Below are 19,898 nucleotides of genomic sequence, written 5' to 3' on the forward strand. Positions count from 1 at the left end.
TGGTCTCCGTACTGCTGGGTCACAGAAGACACGGGCCCGTGGTGCTGTGGGCGGCATACGGCGAACGAGTGTTGAGTTGTGTGGTGCAGCACCGCTGGGGGTGCACGTGTGCCGTATGCGGGGCCTGACGGAAGCAAGACTCTGCCGGACGGCAACGCCGCAAGGCAATTCCGCGTTGCGTGTGAAAGCTCACACCTGGGTGGACGCACGGGATTTGGCGGATACGGCAGACAGCACGGCGCCGCCCGGCTAGGCTCTCGCTCCCCCACAGGCCTTAGGCCGTGGGAGGTGCCCCCAGCCGGGCGGCGCCAACTCCCGTGCAGGCACGGGACGAAGCGGGTCAGATCTGTCCGTCCTCCAGCATTTCGGTCACGAGCGCGGCGATCTGCGAGCGCTCGGAGCGGGTCAGCGTGACGTGGGCGAAGAGCGGATGACCCTTCAGCTTCTCGACCACGGCGACGACTCCGTCGTACCGGCCGACCCTCAGGTTGTCGCGCTGGGCGACGTCATGGGTCAGCACCACCCGGGAATTCGCCCCGATCCGGGACAGAACGGTCAACAGCACGTTCCGCTCAAGGGACTGGGCCTCGTCGACGATGACGAACGCGTCGTGCAGCGAGCGGCCCCGGATGTGGGTGAGCGGCAGCACCTCCAGCATGCCGCGGCTCAGCACCTCCTCGATGACCTCACGGCCCGCCACGGACGAGAGGGTGTCGAACACCGCCTGCGCCCACGGGCTCATCTTCTCGGCCTCGGTGCCCGGCAGATAGCCGAGCTCCTGCCCGCCCACCGCGTACAGCGGACGGAAGACCATCACCTTCTGGTGCTGACGGCGCTCCAGGACCGCCTCCAGGCCCGCGCAGAGCGCGAGCGCCGACTTGCCGGTGCCGGCCCGGCCGCCCATCGACACGATGCCGACCTCCGGGTCGAGCAGCAGGTCGAGCGCGATCCGCTGCTCGGCGCTGCGGCCGCGGATGCCGAAGACCTCCCGGTCGCCGCGCACCAGGCGCACCGACCCGTCGGAGCCGATCCGGCCCAGCGCCCGGCCGCGCTCGGACTGCAGCACGAGCCCGGTGTGCACCGGCAGCTCGGCCGCCTCCGGCACGTACAGCGTCTCCTGCTCGTACAGCAGGTCGACCTGGTCGGCGGACAGGGCGACTTCGGACATTCCGGTCCAGCCGGAGTCCGTGATGGCGAGCTCCGCCCGGTACTCCTCGGCGAGGAGACCGACCGAGGACGCCTTGATCCGCAGCGGCAGGTCCTTGGAGACGACCGTGACGTCGTACCCCTCGGCCTGGAGGTTGCGCGCGACCGCGAGGATCCGCGAGTCGTTGTCGCCCAGCCGGTAACCGGCGGGCAGGACACCGGGGTCCGAGTGGTTGAGCTCGACCCGCAGCGTGCCGCCCAGCTCCCCGATGGGGAGCGGGGCGTCCAGCCGGCCGTAACGCACCCGGAAGTCGTCGAGCAGGCGCAGCGCCTGCCGCGCGAAGTAGCCGAGCTCGGGGTGGTGGCGCTTGGCCTCCAGCTCGGTCACGACGACGATCGGGAGCACGACCTCGTGCTCCTCGAACCGGGACATCGCGTTGGGGTCGGCCAGCAGGACGCTGGTGTCGAGGACATAGGTGCGCCTGTCGGACAAGCGGCGCTTAGTGCTGGTCACCACGGAAGGACAGACCCCCTTCGAGGGCCCCTGCGAGGCCCTGGTGCGACGGCTCCGCGGGTGGGGAAGCCGGTGTCGCGGCGGAATGGGACCGGGCTCAGGCCGCGATGCGCGGGCCGAGCACCGGCCCTCCGCTTCGTCCGTGCGCGTCCCGCACGGTCGTCCTGGTGCAAAGGGCCTCCCGGGTGGCGGTCTCCGTGCCGCTCACTTCACTGGGGATATGCCCTCGAACACGTGCCGTCATGCCATGGCATATGACGGCGTGTTCATGAACAGGGGGTGACGCGCGGGGCCGGGGGTCCGCGAGGTCCGCAGGGGGGTGTTCGTACGGGGGTGTCCGTACGGGAGGGCCGCGGGTGTCAGTTGCCGAAGCGGCGGTGGCGGGCCGCGTAGTCGCGCAGCGCGCGCAGGAAGTCGACCTTGCGGAAGGCCGGCCAGTGCACCTCGCAGAAGTAGTACTCGGAGTGCGCGCTCTGCCACAGCATGAAGCCGGACAGGCGCTGTTCGCCGCTGGTGCGGATGACGAGGTCCGGGTCGGGCTGGCCGCGGGTGTAGAGGTGCTCGGAGATCAGGTCGATGTCGACGACCTCGGCGAGCTCCTCGAAGCTGGTGCCGCGCTCGGCGTGGTCCAGGAGGAGGGAGCGGACCGCGTCGGCGATCTCCTGCCGACCGCCGTAGCCCACGGCGACGTTCACGAGTATGCCCGCGTTGTCGAGGGTGGCCTGCTCGGCCTCCTTCAGTACGGACTGGGTGCGCGCCGGCAGCAGGTCCATGGTGCCCACGTGGTGGACACGCCAGCGGCCGTCGGCGGCGAGCGCCCGTACGGCGTCCTCGATGATGCCGAGCAGCGGGAGGAGCTGCTCCTCGGGGCGGTTCAGGTTGTCGGTGGAGAGCATCCAGAGCGTGACGACCTCGACGTCGGTCTCGGCGCACCAGCCGAGGAGCTCCTGGATCTTGTCCGCGCCGGCCTTGTGCCCCTGCTCGGGGGTACCTCCGGAGGCCTTGGCCCAGCGCCGGTTGCCGTCGAGGATGACACCGATGTGCTTGGGCACCTGGGCGTGGTCGAGGCGGCCTTCCACCCGGCGTGCGTAGAGCCCGTACACCAGGTCGCGCAGGTTCACTGTTCTTTACCCCTCCATGCAGTGTCGGCCCCCGAGGACCGCCACATTACTGCGGACGGGTAACCGGCTCCCAGCCCGGGACTGTCACAAGTCCGTGATAAGCAGAGATACGTGACTGATTCCCCCCTGTACCGCGCCGCAGCGGACCGCTACGACACGATGGAGTACCGGCGTACGGGCCGCAGCGGGCTCAAGCTGCCCGCCATCTCGCTGGGCCTGTGGCACAACTTCGGCGACGACCGCACCCTCGGCTCGCAGCGCGCGATCCTGCGCCGCGCCTTCGACCTGGGTGTCACCCACTTCGATCTGGCCAACAACTACGGGCCGCCGCCCGGCTCGGCCGAGCTGAACTTCGGCAAGATCTTCGCGCAGGACTTCGCCCGGTACCGGGACGAGCTGATCGTCTCGACGAAGGCCGGCTACGAGATGCACCCCGGGCCGTACGGCGAGTGGGGCTCCCGCAAGTACCTGATGTCGTCGCTGGACGCGTCCCTGAAGCGGATGGGCCTCGACTACGTCGACATCTTCTACTCGCACCGCTTCGATCCGGACACCCCGCTCGAGGAGACCATGGGCGCCCTCGCGTCCGCGGTGCAGCAGGGCAAGGCGCTGTACGTGGGCGTCTCCTCGTACACCAGCGAGCAGACCGCCGAGGCGGCGCGGCTCCTGAAGGAGATGGGCGTCCCGGCCCTGATCCACCAGCCCTCGTACTCGATGATCAACCGGTGGACGGAGGAGGACGGCCTCCTCGACACGCTGGAGGCGGCCGGCATGGGCTGCATCTCCTTCGTGCCGCTGGCGCAGGGTCTGCTGACCAACAAGTACCTCAAGGGTGTCCCGGAGGGCTCGCGGGCCACCCAGGGCAAGTCGCTGGACCCGAACCTGCTGTCGGACGAGGTGCTGCGGCGGCTGCGCGGTCTCGCGGACATCGCGGAGCGGCGCGGGCAGTCGCTGGCGCAGCTGGCGCTGAACTGGGTACTGCGGGACCCGCGGATGACCTCGGCGCTGATCGGCGCGTCCAGCGTCGGGCAGCTGGAGGAGAACGTGGCGGCGCTGGCGGGCGAGCCGCTGTCGGCGGAGGAGCTGAAGGAGATCGACTCCTTCGCCATCGACACCGCCGGCACGAACATCTGGGCCGGGCGGGGCTGAGCCTGCCCGAGAGAAAAGAAAAACGGGCCGGTCCGTGGGGGGGATACGGACCGGCCCGAGGGGGGGTTTCCACCATAACCCTTCATTAGTCGTGCTGTGTGCCGACTGCGCCGACCGAAGCACGGGGAATTCGCCGGAGGCCAAGCGGCACAAGGGCTCCAGGGGTGCGTGGCGGGTTTATGCCCGGGCGTGGCGGCGTAATCCGTACCTCCCACGGGGGACCCGGTCCGGACATCGCCCGGTTGACGCGGCGACGCAGTTCAGGCGCAGGTCAGACGCAGGTCAGGGGGTTCCTCGGCGGTGGAGCAGGGTGATCCCGTCACGGCGGGCGACGACCGTGTAGCCGTGGGTGCGCTCGGCGGCGGCGAGCTCCTCGCGCTGCTGTTCCAGGGGGTAGGGCCAGTGGCCACGGCGGTACGGCCAGGCCTCGGGGGCCTCGGGGTCGTGGACGATCCATTCGGCGGTGGGCGCGGGCAGGGCGCCGTGCCGGTACTCGTAGAGCCGCCCGCCGACGGGAAAGGTCGGGAAGAGGACCACGGTGCAGCGTGAGGTGAGCTGCGGGGCGAGCCGATTGGACGCCGCGACGGTGGCGCCGTCCGGAATCCGCGCGAGCAGGGAGCGGGCGGCCTCGACGTGTGACGCGGTTCGCCAGGTGGCCCGCTGGGCGAGCTGGGCCAGCGGGAAGGACGGGAGCATCACCGCGGTCACGGCGAGGACGGTGACGAGCGACGCGCGGACGGTGCGCCGGCTCGTCTCGCGGCCGAGGACGTCGAGAAGCCCGGCGAAGACGACCGGCATGAGGACCGCGCTGTAGTGGAAGGCAGTGCCCCAGTGGAAGGCGTTCTCGGACGCCATCCGCCAGGCGAGGGTCGGTACGGCAATCAGCGCGAGCGGTGAACGCAGGGCAAGAAGCGCGGACGGGGCGAAGACCAGGATCAGGGTCATCGCCTTGATGTCGGGGCGCAGCGCGTCGAGCGGGGCATGGGCGAGGGTGGAGAGCAGTGAGCCGTGTCCGTCGGCGAGGTTGCCGCCGTGCGCATAGTCACCGCCAGGGTGGAACGCGGGCAGCAGCACCTTGATCTCGGTCAGTGAGGCGAGGAGACCGGCCGCCACGGTGGCGATCCCGAGCCGGCGCGGGCCTTTGACGGCGATGTACGCGCCGACGGCGGCCAGGGTGAATCCCAGGTCCTCCTTGATCAGGAGCAGCGGCGCGGCCCAGGCGACGGCGGTGCGCCAGCGCTGCCGGCCGAGCGCTTCGAGGGAGAAGGAGAGGAGCGGTACGGCGAGCGCGACCTCGTGGAAGTCGAACGCGGCGGCGGACGCGACGCCCCAGCTCAGCCCGTACCCGGCGGCGACGGCGTGCGCGCCGCGCGGCCCGACCGCACGCGTGGCCCAGCGGAACAGGGGCACGACGGCGAGGGCGAGCAGAGCGGACTGGACGACGAGCAGGGTGAGGGGGGACGGGAAGAGCCGGTAGAGCGGGGCGAGGGCGGCGAGGAGGGGGTGGAAGTGGTCGCCGAGGAGGTTGAAGCCCTCGCCGCGCAGCGGGACGACGGGGGCGCGGAACTCGGCGTAGGCGCGGACGGCCTGCTCGAAGATGCCGAGGTCGTAGCCGGTGGTGCGCATGAGCTGGTGGCGGCGCACGGCGACGGTGGCGTAGAGGAGGCAGAGGCCGGCGGCCCAGGCCCAGGACCATGCCCGGGGGAGCCGGGGGCCCGGGGCGCGCTCCTGTCGCGGGCCGGTATCTGCCTCTGCCGGGGACGCATATGGGGTCGATTCCGTATCGATTGTCCGCATCATCCGCATATGGGGTGATGCTAGGGCGGGCCGTTCAGGGCAGGGCGGTGAACGCGCCGAGCAGCAGTCCGAGGAACGCGCCCACGATCATGAACGGCCCGAAGGGGATCGCCGAGCGCCGGTCCGCCCGGCGGGCGACGACGAGCCCGAGCCCGTACAGCGCCCCGAGCGCGAACCCCGCGAACGCTCCGGCGAACAGCACGCCCCACCCGTACCAGCCGAGCGCCGCGCCCAGCGGGACGGCCAGTTTCACGTCGCCGAAGCCCATGCCGTTCGGGTGGAGGAGGAAGAGTCCGAGGTAGCCGCCGCCCAGCGCGAGCGCGCCGAGCAGGGCGTGCGTCCACGACCCCGCCGCGTACGGCAGGAGCGCGGCCATCGCCAGGAGCAGCGGCAGTGCGGCGGCGAGCGGCAGCGTCAGCGGGTCGGGGAGACGGTGGACGCGGGAGTCGACGACGGCGAGCAGGGTGCCGAACGGCGTGACGAGGAGCCACACGAGGAGTTCCGGCCGCGGGCCGCCGACGGCCGCGGCGAGCCCGGCGCACGCCAGGGCGGTGAGCAGCGGCGCGACGAGCGGCGCGGGCGTCGTCGCACAGTCCATCCGTCCGGGCCCGCCCAGCCAGCCGCGCGCCGGCCCCGCGTACGGATGACCGGCCGGACAGGCCGTCCGCCACGGCTCGTCGGGGGCGACGGACAGCCGGTACGCGGCGCGGGGCACGAGCAGCCCGGCTGCCGCGCCCCACAGGGCGGCGGCCGTGACGAAGGCGATCGACAGGGCGTCCACGGGCCGACCCTAGGGCTAGGGTCGGGCACATGGGGAGGACTTGGGGAAGGACCTGGCAGGACGGGGTCGGGTGGCTGGAGACGCCGGAGGGCGGGCGGGTGCCACTGGAGATCGCCGCTACCTATGAATCCCGGCGGCGGGGCCTGCTCGGCCGCGACGGGATCGACGGCGCGCTGCTCATCACCCCGACGAACAGCATCCACACCTTCGGGATGCGCTTCACCCTCGACATCGCCTACCTCGACCGCTCGTTCACCGTCCTCGACGTCGTCACCATGCGGCCCGGCCGGCTCGGCATGGTCCGGCTGCGCGGCCGGCACGTCCTGGAGGCGGAGGGCGGGACGATGGCGGGCTGGGGTCTGCGGCGGGGCGCGGTGATCAGGGTGGACCCGAGCCGAGCAGGGTGAACGCCCCGTACACCGCGGAGGCGAGCGCGAGGGCGGTGAGGACGGGCACGGCCGTACGGGCCCGGAGCCGGGCCAAGGCCGCCGCGGGGGGCAGCAGGAGCCCGAACGCGGGCATCATCAGGCGCGGCCGGGACCCGAAGTACGCGGCACCGACCAGCGAGACGACGACGACGGCGACCGTGTAGACGAGCAGCGGGAGCGGCTGCCGCTGCCGCACGCACAGCACCACCAGCCAGCCGAGCAGGCCGAGTGCGAGGCACAGCCCGAGGGCCGCCGGCCACGGCAGCCCGGCGATGAAGCGGGCGAGCGCGACCCCGCCGTCGATCGAGTTGCCCCAGGCCGCCTGCACGTCGAAGTAGGCCGTGGCACTCCCCTGCCGGACCCCTACGTACACGACGTACGCAAGCCAGCCGAGCGGCGCGAGGAGCGTCCCCGCCGCAACCCTCACGCGCAGCCGCCGTTCCCGTACGACGGTGGCGACGGCGGTGATCCCGATCGCGGCGATCAGCGCGGCCGCCGACGGCCGGGTCAGCCCCGCGAACACGCACAGGGCCCCGGCGAGGACCCAGCGGTCGCGGAGCACGGCGAGGACCGACCAGGCGGCGAGCGCGGTGAACAGCGTCTCCGTGTACGCCATCGACTGCACGAACGCCGTCGGGTACGCCCCCCACAGGACCGCCAGTACGACTCCGGTGCGCGGGCCCGCGACGTGCGCGCCGACCGCGTAGACGCCCCAGGCGGCGGCGAGCGAGGCCGCCCAGGAGACGAGGAGTCCGGCGGTGGCTGCGTCGACGGGGAGGACCGCGGACAGGGCCCGCTCCAGGGCGGGGAAGAGGGGGAAGAAGGCGAGGTCGGCATGGACGTCGCCGTTGGGGAGGGTGACCTGGTGGCCGTAGCCGTGCTCGGCGATCCGCGTGTACCAGACCGCGTCCCACCGGCCCATCAGCCGGTGCATCCCGTCCTTGCCCGTGGCCGCGGCGACGATCGCGAGCGCGGCGAGCCCGAGGAGACGGGTGGCGACGTACCCGCCGAGGGCGAACCGGAGCGGGGTGCGAGCGACGGAGCACCGTGGGGCGAGCGGGGACGGTGTGGCTGCGGAGGACGGTGGGGCGGCGCGGGACATGCGCTCGATTATCAACCGCCCGGTCGCAGCCTCAGGAATCTGGCCGCCATGACCGGCCCCAGCTCCGCCACGATCCCGTACCCCGGTTCGCACGGATGCGGCAGGTCGCCGAGGAAGGACGTGACGATGACCTCGTCGACGCCGACCGCGCCCAGGCGGCTCTGCTCCTCCAGGAAGTCGAGGGTGCGCCGCCAGTCGACGGCGCAGCCCTCCTGGCCGAGGTCCTGGCCGAGGAAGGAGCGGACGGTGCCCTGGACGACGTCCCAGAAGAAGACGTGCGGCTGGACGCAGCCCTGGCTGAAGACGTGTGTGTCGTACGCCTCGCGGAACCCGGGGACGCGGGCGACGAGGTCGCTGACCAGCTGGACCCCCGGGGCGGGAGCGGGGGTGAGGGCGGGGGTGAGGGCGGGGGTTGTCATCGGCTGCCCGTTTCGGAAGCGCTGGGGAGGGAGCCCGTGCGAGCTCGCTCACGGATCAGCATGCCCGTTGCGGAGTGTCCGATCCCGTCGCTTAACAGCACTTTTGCGGTTTCCTGACGATGCCTTTCGCGGAGTTTTCCACAGGGGGTGCGAAGTGTCGCTCTTCCGTGGATCGTTGCTCGTATGTACGAGTTGATGAGACTCGCCAGGGGCGGGGTGCTGCTCACGGTGTGGGCGCTCACGGCGGGCTGGCCGCGCGGCCGGCTCGACCGGCGGCTGCGCGTGGACGGCTGGCAGTGGATCTGCAGGGGCGCGTGGGCCGTCCCCGGAAAGGAGGTGGACTGGCGGGTGCGGGCCCGGGCGGCCCAGCTGCTGCGCCCCGAGCTGGTGTGCAGCCATCGCACCGCCGCGGCGCTGCACCGCATCGAAGTCCTCACGAACCCACAGGTCGACGCGGAACTCCTCGAGTTCACCTCACCCCGGGGAACAACGGCCCATCACCTCATACGGGTGCACACCACGGCCCGGCTCGGCGCCGCGGACTGCGCGATCCGGCGCGGCCTGCGGGTGACGACGGCGGCGCGCACGGTCGGCGACCTCATACGGACCGCCGCCTCCCGCGAGGCGGCCGTGGTCGTCGCGGACTCGGCGCTGTCCCACCGCCTCGTCGCCGGCCTGCGCCGCCCGCCGCTCGTCGGCGCGGCGGACCTGGCCGCCGAACTCGCCGCGCCCCGCCGCCCCGGAGGCCCCTCGGCCCGCCGCTGGCTCCCGCTCGCCGTCGCGGGATCCGGCTCCCCCGCCGAGACGGTCGCCCGACTGCGGATGCGCGACGCGGGCCTCCACCCCGAGACCCAGCCGACCCTCCACACGGACACGGGCCGCCCCCTGCGCCCCGACTTCCTCTTCCGCGCCGCCGGACTGGTCGTCGAGATCGAGGGCTTCGCCTTCCACGGCACCCGCGCCGCCCACGAGCGCGACGTCCACCGCTTCAACGAGCTCCAGAGCTGCCCGGCCGTCCGCCGCGTCCTCCGCTTCACGGCCCACGAGGTCTTCACCCACCCGGACCGCATGATCGCGACGGTCAGGAGGGCGCTGGAGCGGTAGGGGTGCAACAGGCGCCCGTTGCGTGTCGGCTTCTGGTGTGGCCGGGCCACGCGGGGAGGCCCGGGTATCGGCCGGCCGCCGTGGGCGGATGGCGGGCCGGTGGGTGGGGGCTCGGTTCGCGGCGGGGGCCGGCGGATCCGTATCCGCCGGTCGCGGGTGCGCGGAAGTGAAATGGGGCGGCCGGGCCCAGCCCAGCGGCCGGCGGGCGTGCAAACTCCGTTGGCGCGAGGCCCAGTTCGCAATGGAACGCCTCTGGAGTCACAGGAGTTCACAACCGCCCCGTTCCGTCTACGGGTAACGGACTTTGCGTCGCGGCTGGCGGACTCAGCGCTCGTCGTCAGGCAGATGGAAGTAGACGGTCCCCGACCGCCAGGGACCGTGCTCGGTCATCTCGGACGCGATCACCACGTCCTGGATCTCGGCGGGGCCGAGCGCCTCGATGGAATCCGCCAGCCGCCGCAAGAGGGCTGGAACGCTGTCGCAGCCGGGGCCGGCGGGGTTGGCCTGCGAGAAGTGGTGCAGGGTCCAAGGCGTCGGGATGTCGCTCACGGGCCCGATCGTAGGGGCCCCTACCCTCACGAGCATGACGATTCAGCGCATGGACAACGTCGGCATCGTCGTGGACGACCTCGACGCAGCCGTCGCCTTCTTCACCGAGCTCGGCATGGAGCTGGAGGGCCGGACGCCGATCGAAGGAAGCTGGGCGGGGAAGGTCGTCGGACTCGACGGCATGCGGAGCGAGATCGCGATGATGCGAATCCCGGACGCGCCGGGCCGTCTCGAACTGGCGACGTACCACTCCCCCACGTCGATCACCCCCGAACCGCAACCCACCCCGCCGAACACCCTGGGCCTGCACCGCGTCATGTTCGCCGTCGACGACATCGAGTCCACCCTCGCCCGCCTCCGCCCCCACGGCGCCGAACTCGTCGGCGAGGTGACCCGCTTCGAGGACAGCTACCTGCTCTGCTACCTCCGAGGCCCGAGCGGCATCATCCTCGCCCTGGCCGAACAACTGCCCTGATCCCCCGGCCGGCGAGCCAGCCGACGATCCGCTTCTCTCCGATGCCGGCCCGCAGCAGCGGCCGGGGCTCGCAAGCAGGGTGATCTGCAGAAGGAGCCGCCGGGTGGCGTGTTCACCGAGCCTCGTGATCACGGGTTGGGACGCTCACGCGCACCTGGCCGTCGAACAGGGGCAGAAGCCCATCTCGACCGTGGTAACGGCAGGGCAGCGTGGAGACTCACCGCAGTTCGAACACCGTCCTCGTCGCTGCCCCTCCGCCATCGATTGCTCCACGATCCAGCCAGCGAGGTCACCCGGCCCCCGCCCGCTCACGTCAGCCAACCTAGAACACAAGGGATGCCTGCAGGGGGTGTGGGGTGGGCGGCGGCCGAGGCCACAGCGAGACGGTCAGGTGGCAGCGAGCCGTCAGGCGTCAGGGTCGACTTCGGGGTGCGTGAACCGTACGGGCTTGCCCAGCGACCGGGCGTAGGCGATTTCGGCTCGGGTGCTGTCTCCGATGTAGTCACCGACTACGAGCACCTCATCAGCGAGCCGGATCTTCGCCCGGTGCAGATCGTCGAGTCGAGCCTTCAGCGCCTCGGCCTCGGCAGGATCGGACCAAAGCTCGTGTGGCGACTTCATGTCACAGCCCGGTTTGACGACAATCCTTCCGGCTTTGGTCTCCCACAGATCGGCCTCGGCCATCTCGGTCATGAAGCGGGTGGAGCCGCAGATCACGACGATACGCGGGAGGCTCAACAGCCTCTTCGCGTCGGCGAGCTTCTCCTCGGGGGTGAGCAGTTGCGGGTATGACACTGGTTCCTCCTGGTGGCCTCTTCCCCTATCTGCCCCAGCAGCCCGGCCACAACAAGCGGCTGCGCAAGGCCGCCGGTCTGATGCGAAGCGTCAATCGGATCCTGGCCGCCACCACCTCGGCGTGGAGAGACGACGTATGGCTCGTGGACTCCGCCACGGTGAAATGCGCTCCCGCGAGACCGTCCAACCCTCCGACCTGCCAGGTTGGGCCGAATACGGTCCTTGGAGTAGATCGTCCAGGGCCGCCTCTGATGCAAAGTCCGCAATCCGCAGACGAAATGGGGCGGCCGGGAACTCCTGGGTTGCCGCCCAAGGTGGCGGGTGAGATGGCCAGGCAGCCTCGGCCGCGAACCGAGCCCCCACCCACCGGCCCGAGGACTTCTTTCGCTCGGGAGCGATACCCGGGCTCACCCACCACCGGCCCGCCGCCCGCCCACGGCGGCCGGCCGATACCCGGGCCTCCCCGCGCGGCCCCGCCCCCGGCCGCCCTCCGAGTGTTCAAAGGCCCCCGGAGGCGCCGGGTCAAGGGTGGCCGCAGGCCATCGCGCAGCGACGCCGAAGGCGCCCTTGAGGCGGTGGTGGAGGGGGTCACACTCGGAGAGAGGGCGGCCACACCAGAAGCCCGCAAGGCTCCCGCCCCAAGGACCGCCAAAACCAGCACCTCACCAGGGCAGTACCACCCAGGACTTCGTCCCCTGGTGCGGTGGCCGCGCCTCGGCGATGCCCCACTCGCCGCCCCAGTCCTCCACGGCAGCGGAGAGCAGCCACAGCGCCCGCCGACGCCTGGTCGGGCAGACCTTCTCGGCGGCGGGTTCCTCGTGACGACCGGCCCGGGCGACAAGGGCGGCGGCGCCCCGTACGTCCCGTCCCCTAATCTCCGGCGCCGAGTGCGGTTACGTGGCCCAGATGGCATGAGTCGGGTCAGCATGCGGCACGGCTTGCCGGGACGGCCCAAATTTCCGGGCACTCTCGCGAGCCGTGCTGGGATCGTATGAACCATGGCAGCGATAGACGACACATACGAATCCGACAGCCCCGTCGGCAGCGCGTATCCGCCTCTGGTGGAGGCAGCGTGGCTGTACCAGGTGGATCAGGTGCGCCTGGAGGACCTGCCGATGACCGCTGCCCGAGCACTCGCGACGGGAATGGACACGCCGACCCTGCGCGAGCTCGCCGGTCTGCCGGGCCGTGCGGACTGCCGGGACATCCGTGACGCGTTCGAGCAGGCCCTCGAAGAGTTGGGGATCGCGCTGCCCGATCACCACCTGGCGCGACGGTACGCGCTGCGCAGGCTGGCCACGCGGTTCGCCGCGGGGGAGGTGGTTCTCGCCGAGTCGGCATCGGACGGGTGGTCGGAGACGGAGGTCGAGACCGCTGAGGAGCAGGCATTCATGGCGCTGCTCCCGCCGTGCACGTGCTGCATCGAGTACACGCTGGGACTCGATGAGGCGGCATGGAAGGCGCAAGTGCAGATCGCTGCCCGCGCCTTGGTCTCGCATCCCACTGTCGGGCCGCGCTTCTGACGAGGCCGCCGGCCCGCCTGCTACCCGCCGGAGGTGCGCGGGAAGGAGACCTCGACGCGGCGGTTCTTCTTCCTGCCCTCCTCGGTGGCGTTGTCGGCGATGGGGTAGTCCTCGCTGTAGCCGCGGATGTCGAAGGTGGTGCCGGGATCGAGGTTCTTCGCGAGTTCGAGCTGTACGGCGTCGGCGCGCTGCTTGGAGAGCTTCAGCCCGTGCTCGTACGACCCGAGGTCGTCGGTGAATCCGAAGACGCGGACGCGCCGGGAGGCCTGCTTGTTGATCTCGGCGGCGATGGCGGCGATTCGGGCGGTGGCGGAGGGGCTGAGCTTGGCGCTGTCCTTGGGGAAGAGCACCTCGGCCTGAAGGGCGAAGGTGACGTCGACGTTGGTGTCCTCGCGGCGCTGCTCGCCGCCCTCTTCCTCGACGATCTGCTTGATGTCGAGGACCTTGGCGGGGGCGAGGGTGGCGCCGTCGGGGAGCATGAGCGCGGGTGAGCTCGCGTCGATGACCGGGGGCGGGCCGCCGTTGGTGGTGGAGTTGGGCGGGTCGTCGGCGCGGGCGGCACTGGCCGTGCCGGCCAGGAGGACGAGGGTGGCCGTGAGGGTGGCGAGGCGGCGCGGGGTGGTCGTCGTCGTCATGACTGCGCCTCAGGAGAGTTTGATGGTGGCGGGGGTGAAGGTGGGGAGCTGGAGGGAGACTTCGGTGGTTGTGGCGGGTGGGGCGGGGAACTGCATGAAGACGGGGGACGACGCACCTGGCGCCAGGCTGTCGAAGCCGGTGGTGGTGAGAGGACGGCCGTCCGTGTCGCGGAGGACGTAGTAGCGCTTCTTGCCGACGGAGTCGATGAGGGTGGCGCCGCCGAGCGAGATGCCGTGCTTGATGATCTCGGTCTCGTTCCCGCCGACCTGGGCGGGGATGACGGCCACGTCACCCCCTGCGTTCGTCAGTTTCCCGCTGACGGTGATGAAGCCACCCTGATCGCGCTTGGCCGAGGCAACGGCCAGTTCGAGCCCTTCCTGTCCCTTTAGCACTGCGATGGGCTCGGACGGTTCTTCAGACTGCGGCTGGGGGTTCCCGCCGTTCTTCTTCGGAGCGGAGGCAGTAGGCGCTCCCTTGTCCTGGGGCGGCTTCTCCTCTCCGCTACCACAGCCGGCGAGTCCGAGCAGCAGCCCAGCCGCCGCGACCGCGGCGACCACTCCTCTGCCGGTCTTCTTCGCGTACCGCTCACTCATGGGAAACAGGGTCCTTCGCTCGTCAGTCGACCAGTCGGACGGAAAAGAGATCAGCGGCGCCGGGCAGCTGCGGGTCTTCCGGGTCGATCGTCCACTCGACTCCGTCGCAGACGAGGCCGGTGATCGGTTCGGGTTCTGGGCTCGGTGTAGGGCTTGGATCGGGTGTGGCCGAGCCCGTCGGCGTCGGTGTACTGGGAGTGGGCGGCGGGGGCGGCTCGGGAGCGTCGAAGGAGCAGCGCGGTTCCAGGACGGCCGTCGCCCTGGCCTCCGCGTGCCTGCCCTCCGTACCCGGTACGAGCGACTTGCCCACAGTGCCAGTGGTGCTGATCTGTACGCGGAACTGGATTCCGTCGCCCGATGGCTGGTCGGAGCAATCCGCGGGGGACATCTCGGCATCGTTTTGGTTGGCGTACTGCGCTGCCTTCTCACAGGCCGCGCCCGTGTCGTATCCCCTGCCCTGGAGGAAGCCGCCCCAGGCGTCAGGGTCGAGAATCACCTCACGCCAGCCGTCGCGCAGTTGTCTGCGGGCGTCCTGAGCCGCTGCAAGTGCGGCGGCGTCAGCTGCGGTCTGCCCGCCGCTGCGTAGGACTGCCGCTTGTGCCACGGCGAAGTAGACGAACGCGAGAAACAGCAGGCCGGCGATCACCGTGACGTAGACAGGGAAGGCTTGCCCTTGATCGCCCGCCCGGGGATGTCTCAGCTCCCCCCGCCTCCGGTCAGGCTGGCGATCTTCCGGGAGATCGCGTTCCTGATGCTCTGCCCGATGTCCGTTCCCGAGATCGCGACCACGATCGCCACCACCACAACGATGATCCCCAGGTACTCCACCGCCGTCTGCCCCCGGTCGCGGTCCCGCCGCGCCGCAGCTCGGCGTTCTCCCCAACTCGCCCCGTGCACCTTGACCTTGGTCAGGGCCCTCAGCAGCGCCTCGTTCATCGTGTTCCCCTCCGAGTCCGGCGACTCGGGCAGGGTACGCCGTTCGGGTGGGGGGATCACAGGGTCCGTAGGCCCAATCACCGTGTGTAGTCGGCGCCGGCTTCACGAGGCGGTCCTCGTGCCGAGCCAGGACGCGATGGCTTCGCCGCGGGTGGTGCTGTGGAGTTTGGCGAAGATGCGGTTGATGTGGTTCTTGACGGTCTTCTCGGAGATGGAGCAGGTGGCGGCGATCTGCTGGTTGGTCAGGCCGGATGCGATCAGGTCCATGACCTCCACCTCCCTCGCACTCAGACCGAAACGTTGCACTCGCGAAGCTGGATTTCTGAAGTGCAGTATATTCCCCAGACTTGACCTCGCGCCAGCATGTGCAGTCGCACGCACCATCCGCACGAGCTCCGCCTCGTCGAACCTGCCGTGGACCAGCTGGGCCGCTGCCGCTCCGGCCTCCGACGGCGTGTGGGTCAGCAAGAGCACCGGCGCCCGCGCCGACAGCCGTGCCACCGCCTCCCGGTCCTCGTCGACCACCACGAGGTCCGCCCTCGCTCCCTCCCGCACCACCTCCATGTCCGGGCACGCGCCCAACAGCACCGCGAGGCCCGCCCGTACGACCGGGTTGGCGCCCACCACGAGAACCTTCAGCGTCCGCATCGTCCGCATCTCACTCGCCCGTGATCGAGCCGAAGTCGGTGCCCGTGCCCAGGAAGAGACCCGCGCCAAGGAGGATCATCGTGGCCGGGACCATCAGGGTCGTGATCACCATCGTGGCCTTGGGCACTGCCTTCGCCGCCTTGCGGCGCGCGTTCTGGGCGTCGGTCCGGCGCATGTCGTTGGCGATCTGGATGAGGGTGTCGACGATCGGCGCGCCCAGCTCCTCGCCCTGCTGCAACGCCGTCACGAACTGGGCGACCTGCTCGGAGTCGTTGCGTCGCCGCAGTTCGTCGAAGGCGTCGCGGCGGCTGACGCCCATGTCCATCTGGCGCAGGGTGATGCGGAGTTCGTCGGCCCAGGGGCCCTCGTACTTGTCGGCGACCCGTTCCAGGGCCTGGCGGAAGCCGAGGCCCGCCGAGACGACCACGGCGAGCACGTCCAGGAAGTCCGGCAGCGTCCGCTCGATCTGGTCCTTGCGGATGCGGACGGCGGACCAGATGCCGACCTCCGTCCAGAAGGCGCCGAAGGCGAAGAGGAGCAACGCGACCAGGTACGAGCCCCGACCGAGCATGAGCAGGCCGCCGAGGACGCCCAGGAAGCCGTAGACGGCGCGCCGGGCCCCGTAACGGTCGATGGTCAGGCCGCCCGGGTTTCCGGCGAGGTCGATCCGGCGGCGGACGGAGTTGACCCGCTTGGGGCCCATGAGCCGCAGCACGGCCGGGGACCAGCGCATGCCGAGGCGGTCGACGACGGAGTCGACGGCGCCGGTGCGGGTGGCGCCGACCTCCAGGGCGAGTTGGAGGTCGGTGGGGAGCTTGGCGTCGGCGCGGTAGAGGCGGATGCCGTAGCAGATGCCCGCGACGGCGAGGCCGGCGAGCAGGGCGAGGAGGAGGTCCACGGTTCCGGTCCCTTACACGTCGATCTTCGCGAAGCGGCGGATCACGACGAAGCCGACCACGTACAGGCCGAAGGCGAGCACCACCGCCACCTGCCCGAGGCCGGATCCGGTCATCCGGTCGAGGGCGCCGGGCTGCATGTTGTCGATGAGCAGGAGCGAGCCGACGCCGATGACGGGGACCGCATACGCCGTCATGCTCACCTGCGACAGCTGCGTCCGCACCTCGCGCCGGGTCTCCTTCCGTTCCTCCAGCGTCTCGGTGAGGTTGCGCAGGGAGGAGACGACGGTGCCGCCGGCCCGGTTGGCGAGGACCAGGGTGGTGACGAGGACGACGAGTTCGCGGGACGGGAGGCGTTCGGCGAGTTCGCCGAGGGCGTCGTCGATGGAGGTGCCGACGGCGAGCTGCTGGGCGACCTTCTCGAGTTCGTCACCCGCCGGCGCGTCCATCTCGTCGGCGGCGAGCGAGAGCGCCATGCGCAGGGCGAGGCCGGCCTGGGTGGCGTTGGCGAGAATGCGGGAGAGCTCGGGGAGCTGGTTGATGAACCTCTCGATGCGCTTCTGCCGCTGCCAGTTGAGGAAGCCCATGGCGACCCACACGCCGAGGAAGCCGCAGATCGGCCCGAAGAACGGCGACAGCAGGGCCTGCCCCGTGGCCCACAGGGCGGCGACCGTCACGGCCATGGCGACGACGAATTCGCCGGGCGTGATGTCGAGTCCGGTGGCCGAGATACGGAGCTCCAGCTTGCGGCCCAGGGCGGTACGGCGTACGCGCCGGTCGACTCCGCGGAACGGGCGCCTGCGCCGACCGCCGGGGTCGCCCGTCTCGCCCGCGGTCTGCGAGAGACGGGCGATGAGCTCGGCGCGCTGGGCGGCGCCGCTCGCGTACAGCTGGATTCCGGCCACGGCCAGGACCCCGCACACGAGAGCCGCGCCGACGGTCAGCAGGGTCGCGTTCATCGTCCTTCTTCTCCGCCGACGGTCGGCAGGGTCGCGTTCATCGTCCTTCTTCTCCGCCGACGGTCGGCAGGGTCGCGTTCATCGTCCTTCTTCTCCGCCGACGGTCGGCAGGGTCGGGTTCATGGTCTTCTTCTTCCTTCCCTACGTGGCTACGTGGCTACGTGGCTTCTCGCGTGGCGAGTTGCGCGTCCGTCGCGGCCACGCCGAAGGCCTGCGGGATGGGCTGGCCCGCCATGTAGAGCCGGTCGGCGACCCGGCGCGGCAGCGGGTGGTACGAGAACCGGCCGTGCACCCGCCCGTCGGCGCCGACCGGCTGGGCGTCGAAACGGCACACGGTGGCGAGGAGGTAGCCCTCACGGCCGTGGGAGGCGAGGACCGCGATCTCGGTGACGCGGCGGGTGCCGTCGGGGTGGCGGGTGAGCTGGACGAGGATGTCGACGGCGCTGTTGATCTGGTCGCGCAGCGCCTCGAAGGGGACCTTGACCTCGGACATCGAGGCCAGGGTCTGGAGGCGCATCAGGGCGTCCTCCGCCGAGTTGGCGTGCACGGTGGCGAGGGAGCCGTCGTGGCCGGTCGACATGGCCTGGAGCATGTCGAGGGTCTCGCCGCCGCGGACCTCGCCGACGACGATACGGTCGGGGCGCATGCGCAGGGAGTTGCGGACGAGGTCGCGGATGGTGACCTGGCCGCGGCCCTCGATGTTGGGCGGCCGGGCCTCCAGGCGGATGACGTGGGACTGCTGGAGTTGCAGTTCCGCCGAGTCCTCGATGGTGATGACCCGCTCGCCGTCGGGGATGAGCCCGGACAGGGCGTTGAGGAGGGTCGTCTTTCCGGTGCCGGTGGCGCCGGACACGATGATGTTGAACTTGGCCTGGACGAGTCCTGACAGCAGGAGAAGCATCTGCTCGTCGAGCGAGCCGAGGCCGATCATCTCGTGCAGGGTGTACGCGCGGGGGAAACGCCGGATGGTGAGCGTGGCCCCGGTGAGCGACAGCGGCGGGATGATCACGTTGACGCGCTCGCCGGAGGGCAGCCGCGCGTCCACCATCGGATTCGACTCGTCGACCCGCCGGTTGACGGTCGACACGATCCGCTCGATGGTCTGCATCAGCTGCTCGTGCGAGGCGAAGCGCAGCGGAAGCAGCTCCACCCGCCCCGCCCGCTCGATGTAGATCTGGTCGGGGCCGTTGACCATGATCTCAGTGATCGAGGCGTCTTCGAGAAGCGGTTCGAGTACGCCGAGGCCGAGTGCCTCGTCGACGACGCGGCGGATCAGCTGGGCGCGCTCGGCCGTGGAGAGGACCGGGCCCTCGCGGCTGATGATGTGGCCGAGGACGCGTTCGAGGCGGGCCCGGCGCTCGGCGGCGGCGAGCGCGGACATCTCGGTGAGGTCGATCTCCTCCAGGAGTTTGGCCCGGAACGCGGCGACGAGATGGCTGTCCTCCCGCCCGGCGCCGCCGCCGGCCCGGTTCTCCTCGGGGGTGTGGATACGGGACCGCAGGCTCATCGGCGCTCCTCCTCGAATTCGGATGCGGAGTTGGAGTCGGGGACGGGCATGGTGGCGGTCCTGGTCACCTCGAACGGGCCCAGGAAGGGGATCAGGCCGGGGACCTCGACGCGTACGGTCGCGACTCCGCCGTCCTCGGAGACACGGCTACGGCCCGCGATCCAACCGCTCATCGCCGCCTTCCCCGCCGCCCCCGGCTCCGGTACGGAGTCCGGGTCGTCCACGCTCGCCGCCCGCGCCGCCGCCCGCGCCCCCGTGCCCGCCTGCTGGGCCGCGTACGCGACGAGGCCGAGCTGGATGGCCGCCAGGCCGACGATCAGCAGGATCGGCAGGAAGCCCAGGTACTCGACGGCCACCGAACCGCGGTCGCGGTGCCTTCGGAGGCGTTTCATCGGTCGTCCCCCTCCCACACCGCCGCCGCCTCCCCGTCCACGTCCCACGGGAAGGAGATCGCCCCGGGGAACAGCACCGGGGTGTGCAGCGTGACCGTCACCGTGACCATCCCGCCCGAGGGCCCCCCGCACCGGACGCCGGCGCCCGCCGCCCACGCGCCCTCCACGTGCCGCAGCGCCGCCCCCTCGCAGTCGCCGTCGACCGCCGCCGCCCGCGCCGCCTCGTCCGCCGCGTTCCCCGCCAGCGTGTACGTGTAGCCGATGAGGACGCACTGCCACAGCAGCACCAGCGTGAGCAGGATCAGCGGCAGCATGCCGACGAACTCGACCGCCACCTGACCGCTGTCGTCCGGCCGCCGCTCCTCCGGCCGCCGCTCCTCCCGCCCCCGCCCGGCCCGCTCCCGCTCGTCCCTCCCCGGCACCCGCAC

Annotated in this window: 23 protein-coding genes and 1 pseudogene; 6 read left to right on the forward strand and 18 right to left on the reverse strand. The window is 71.1% G+C overall.

Going from position 1 to position 19,898, the window contains the following annotated elements:
- Nucleotides 1–340: 340 nt before the first annotated feature.
- Entirely contained in the window at nt 341–1,663 is a 1,323-nt protein-coding gene (locus AB0M18_RS29160) for a PhoH family protein (protein WP_365763167.1), read from the reverse strand.
- Nucleotides 1,664–2,019: 356 nt separating this feature from the next.
- A complete protein-coding gene (locus AB0M18_RS29165; protein ID WP_365763169.1) occupies nt 2,020–2,781 on the reverse strand; it encodes an isoprenyl transferase in 762 nt (253 codons plus the stop codon).
- Nucleotides 2,782–2,892: 111 nt separating this feature from the next.
- Between AB0M18_RS29165 and mgrA the strand changes: the two genes are divergently transcribed.
- Nucleotides 2,893–3,930 carry an L-glyceraldehyde 3-phosphate reductase gene (gene mgrA, locus AB0M18_RS29170; RefSeq protein ID WP_365763171.1) on the forward strand — a complete coding sequence of 346 codons (1,038 nt, stop codon included), beginning with the start codon at nt 2,893–2,895 and terminating at the stop codon, nt 3,928–3,930.
- 282 nt (nt 3,931–4,212) lie between these two features.
- Here the strand turns inward: mgrA and AB0M18_RS29175 are convergent, their stop codons facing one another.
- The gene (locus tag AB0M18_RS29175; protein ID WP_365763173.1) at nt 4,213–5,574 is read right to left on the reverse strand and encodes a DUF2079 domain-containing protein; all 1,362 of its coding nucleotides are present in this window, start codon (nt 5,572–5,574) and stop codon (nt 4,213–4,215) included.
- A gap of 187 nt (nt 5,575–5,761) precedes the next feature.
- Entirely contained in the window at nt 5,762–6,499 is a 738-nt protein-coding gene (locus AB0M18_RS29180) for an A24 family peptidase (protein WP_365763293.1), read from the reverse strand.
- A gap of 38 nt (nt 6,500–6,537) precedes the next feature.
- Here AB0M18_RS29180 and AB0M18_RS29185 point away from each other — a divergent pair, with 38 nt between their 5' ends.
- The gene (locus tag AB0M18_RS29185; protein WP_365763176.1) at nt 6,538–6,915 is read left to right on the forward strand and encodes a DUF192 domain-containing protein; all 378 of its coding nucleotides are present in this window, start codon (nt 6,538–6,540) and stop codon (nt 6,913–6,915) included.
- Here the strand turns inward: AB0M18_RS29185 and AB0M18_RS29190 are convergent.
- Both AB0M18_RS29190 and AB0M18_RS29195 read right to left on the reverse strand, forming a co-directional pair.
- Nucleotides 6,887–8,038, reverse strand: coding sequence for a hypothetical protein (locus AB0M18_RS29190; RefSeq protein ID WP_365763178.1), 1,152 nt, complete (start codon nt 8,036–8,038; stop codon nt 6,887–6,889). The two genes, AB0M18_RS29185 and AB0M18_RS29190, sit on opposite strands and share 29 nt — an antisense overlap.
- Nucleotides 8,039–8,049: 11 nt before the next feature.
- Nucleotides 8,050–8,457 (reverse strand): hypothetical protein, encoded by a 408-nt coding sequence (locus AB0M18_RS29195; protein WP_365763180.1) that lies wholly within the window; start codon nt 8,455–8,457, stop codon nt 8,050–8,052.
- 195 nt (nt 8,458–8,652) lie between these two features.
- On the opposite strand from AB0M18_RS29195, the gene AB0M18_RS29200 reads away from it, so the two are divergent.
- On the forward strand, nt 8,653–9,561 hold the full coding sequence (locus AB0M18_RS29200; RefSeq protein ID WP_365763182.1) for a hypothetical protein: 909 nt from the start codon (nt 8,653–8,655) through the stop codon (nt 9,559–9,561).
- A 324-nt stretch (nt 9,562–9,885) separates the two neighbouring features.
- Here the strand turns inward: AB0M18_RS29200 and AB0M18_RS29205 are convergent, their stop codons facing one another.
- Nucleotides 9,886–10,110 (reverse strand): hypothetical protein, encoded by a 225-nt coding sequence (locus AB0M18_RS29205; protein WP_365763184.1) that lies wholly within the window; start codon nt 10,108–10,110, stop codon nt 9,886–9,888.
- A gap of 34 nt (nt 10,111–10,144) precedes the next feature.
- Between AB0M18_RS29205 and AB0M18_RS29210 the strand changes: the two genes are divergently transcribed.
- Nucleotides 10,145–10,585, forward strand: coding sequence for a VOC family protein (locus tag AB0M18_RS29210; protein ID WP_365763186.1), 441 nt, complete (start codon nt 10,145–10,147; stop codon nt 10,583–10,585).
- Nucleotides 10,586–10,990: 405 nt separating this feature from the next.
- On the opposite strand, the gene AB0M18_RS29215 is transcribed toward AB0M18_RS29210, so the two are convergent.
- Entirely contained in the window at nt 10,991–11,380 is a 390-nt protein-coding gene (locus tag AB0M18_RS29215) for a hypothetical protein (RefSeq protein WP_365763188.1), read from the reverse strand.
- A gap of 17 nt (nt 11,381–11,397) precedes the next feature.
- Between AB0M18_RS29215 and AB0M18_RS29220 the strand changes: the two are divergent.
- Nucleotides 11,398–11,600 (forward strand): annotated as a pseudogene (locus AB0M18_RS29220) (IS982 family transposase); the annotation flags it as partial.
- Between the two features lie 778 nt (nt 11,601–12,378).
- Nucleotides 12,379–12,903, forward strand: coding sequence for a hypothetical protein (locus tag AB0M18_RS29225; protein ID WP_365763190.1), 525 nt, complete (start codon nt 12,379–12,381; stop codon nt 12,901–12,903).
- A gap of 20 nt (nt 12,904–12,923) precedes the next feature.
- Here AB0M18_RS29225 and AB0M18_RS29230 read toward each other — a convergent pair whose 3' ends face one another.
- The 10 genes from AB0M18_RS29230 to AB0M18_RS29275 form a co-directional block, all read right to left on the reverse strand.
- Nucleotides 12,924–13,538 carry an OmpA family protein gene (locus tag AB0M18_RS29230; RefSeq protein ID WP_365763192.1) on the reverse strand — a complete coding sequence of 205 codons (615 nt, stop codon included), beginning with the start codon at nt 13,536–13,538 and terminating at the stop codon, nt 12,924–12,926.
- A gap of 9 nt (nt 13,539–13,547) precedes the next feature.
- A complete protein-coding gene (locus tag AB0M18_RS29235; RefSeq protein ID WP_365763194.1) occupies nt 13,548–14,132 on the reverse strand; it encodes a hypothetical protein in 585 nt (194 codons plus the stop codon).
- Between the two features lie 22 nt (nt 14,133–14,154).
- A complete protein-coding gene (locus AB0M18_RS29240; protein WP_365763196.1) occupies nt 14,155–14,778 on the reverse strand; it encodes a hypothetical protein in 624 nt (207 codons plus the stop codon).
- A gap of 50 nt (nt 14,779–14,828) precedes the next feature.
- Complete coding sequence (locus AB0M18_RS29245; RefSeq protein WP_365763198.1) at nt 14,829–15,068, reverse strand: Flp family type IVb pilin; 240 nt, start codon at nt 15,066–15,068, stop codon at nt 14,829–14,831.
- Nucleotides 15,069–15,170: 102 nt separating this feature from the next.
- The gene (locus AB0M18_RS29250; RefSeq protein ID WP_365763200.1) at nt 15,171–15,716 is read right to left on the reverse strand and encodes a response regulator transcription factor; all 546 of its coding nucleotides are present in this window, start codon (nt 15,714–15,716) and stop codon (nt 15,171–15,173) included.
- A gap of 10 nt (nt 15,717–15,726) precedes the next feature.
- Nucleotides 15,727–16,614 carry a DUF5936 domain-containing protein gene (locus AB0M18_RS29255; RefSeq protein ID WP_365763202.1) on the reverse strand — a complete coding sequence of 296 codons (888 nt, stop codon included), beginning with the start codon at nt 16,612–16,614 and terminating at the stop codon, nt 15,727–15,729.
- A gap of 12 nt (nt 16,615–16,626) precedes the next feature.
- Nucleotides 16,627–17,571, reverse strand: coding sequence for a type II secretion system F family protein (locus AB0M18_RS29260; protein WP_365763204.1), 945 nt, complete (start codon nt 17,569–17,571; stop codon nt 16,627–16,629).
- A 157-nt stretch (nt 17,572–17,728) separates the two neighbouring features.
- On the reverse strand, nt 17,729–19,078 hold the full coding sequence (locus AB0M18_RS29265; protein ID WP_365763206.1) for a CpaF family protein: 1,350 nt from the start codon (nt 19,076–19,078) through the stop codon (nt 17,729–17,731).
- On the reverse strand, nt 19,075–19,470 hold the full coding sequence (locus tag AB0M18_RS29270; RefSeq protein ID WP_365763207.1) for a TadE family protein: 396 nt from the start codon (nt 19,468–19,470) through the stop codon (nt 19,075–19,077). The genes AB0M18_RS29265 and AB0M18_RS29270 overlap by 4 nt, the downstream gene beginning before the upstream one ends.
- A complete protein-coding gene (locus tag AB0M18_RS29275; RefSeq protein ID WP_365763209.1) occupies nt 19,467–19,898 on the reverse strand; it encodes a TadE/TadG family type IV pilus assembly protein in 432 nt (143 codons plus the stop codon). Before AB0M18_RS29275 ends, AB0M18_RS29270 begins: the two co-directional genes overlap by 4 nt.

The organism is Streptomyces sp. NPDC051909 (assembly GCF_040681095.1).
In the GTDB taxonomy this organism is placed as follows: domain Bacteria; phylum Actinomycetota; class Actinomycetes; order Streptomycetales; family Streptomycetaceae; genus Streptomyces.

Coding starts and splice junctions, on each gene's coding strand:
- AB0M18_RS29260 (WP_365763204.1), bottom strand. CDS start 17,571: ATGAACGCGACCCTGCTGACCGTCGGCGCGGCTCTCGTGTGCGGGGTC.
- AB0M18_RS29200 (WP_365763182.1), top strand. CDS start 8,653: ATGAGACTCGCCAGGGGCGGGGTGCTGCTCACGGTGTGGGCGCTCACG.
- AB0M18_RS29195 (WP_365763180.1), bottom strand. CDS start 8,457: ATGACAACCCCCGCCCTCACCCCCGCCCTCACCCCCGCTCCCGCCCCG.
- AB0M18_RS29190 (WP_365763178.1), bottom strand. CDS start 8,038: ATGTCCCGCGCCGCCCCACCGTCCTCCGCAGCCACACCGTCCCCGCTC.
- AB0M18_RS29185 (WP_365763176.1), top strand. CDS start 6,538: ATGGGGAGGACTTGGGGAAGGACCTGGCAGGACGGGGTCGGGTGGCTG.
- AB0M18_RS29230 (WP_365763192.1), bottom strand. CDS start 13,538: ATGACGACGACGACCACCCCGCGCCGCCTCGCCACCCTCACGGCCACC.
- AB0M18_RS29210 (WP_365763186.1), top strand. CDS start 10,145: ATGACGATTCAGCGCATGGACAACGTCGGCATCGTCGTGGACGACCTC.
- AB0M18_RS29225 (WP_365763190.1), top strand. CDS start 12,379: ATGGCAGCGATAGACGACACATACGAATCCGACAGCCCCGTCGGCAGC.
- AB0M18_RS29235 (WP_365763194.1), bottom strand. CDS start 14,132: ATGAGTGAGCGGTACGCGAAGAAGACCGGCAGAGGAGTGGTCGCCGCG.
- AB0M18_RS29250 (WP_365763200.1), bottom strand. CDS start 15,716: ATGCGGACGCTGAAGGTTCTCGTGGTGGGCGCCAACCCGGTCGTACGG.
- AB0M18_RS29245 (WP_365763198.1), bottom strand. CDS start 15,068: ATGAACGAGGCGCTGCTGAGGGCCCTGACCAAGGTCAAGGTGCACGGG.
- AB0M18_RS29265 (WP_365763206.1), bottom strand. CDS start 19,078: ATGAGCCTGCGGTCCCGTATCCACACCCCCGAGGAGAACCGGGCCGGC.
- AB0M18_RS29270 (WP_365763207.1), bottom strand. CDS start 19,470: ATGAAACGCCTCCGAAGGCACCGCGACCGCGGTTCGGTGGCCGTCGAG.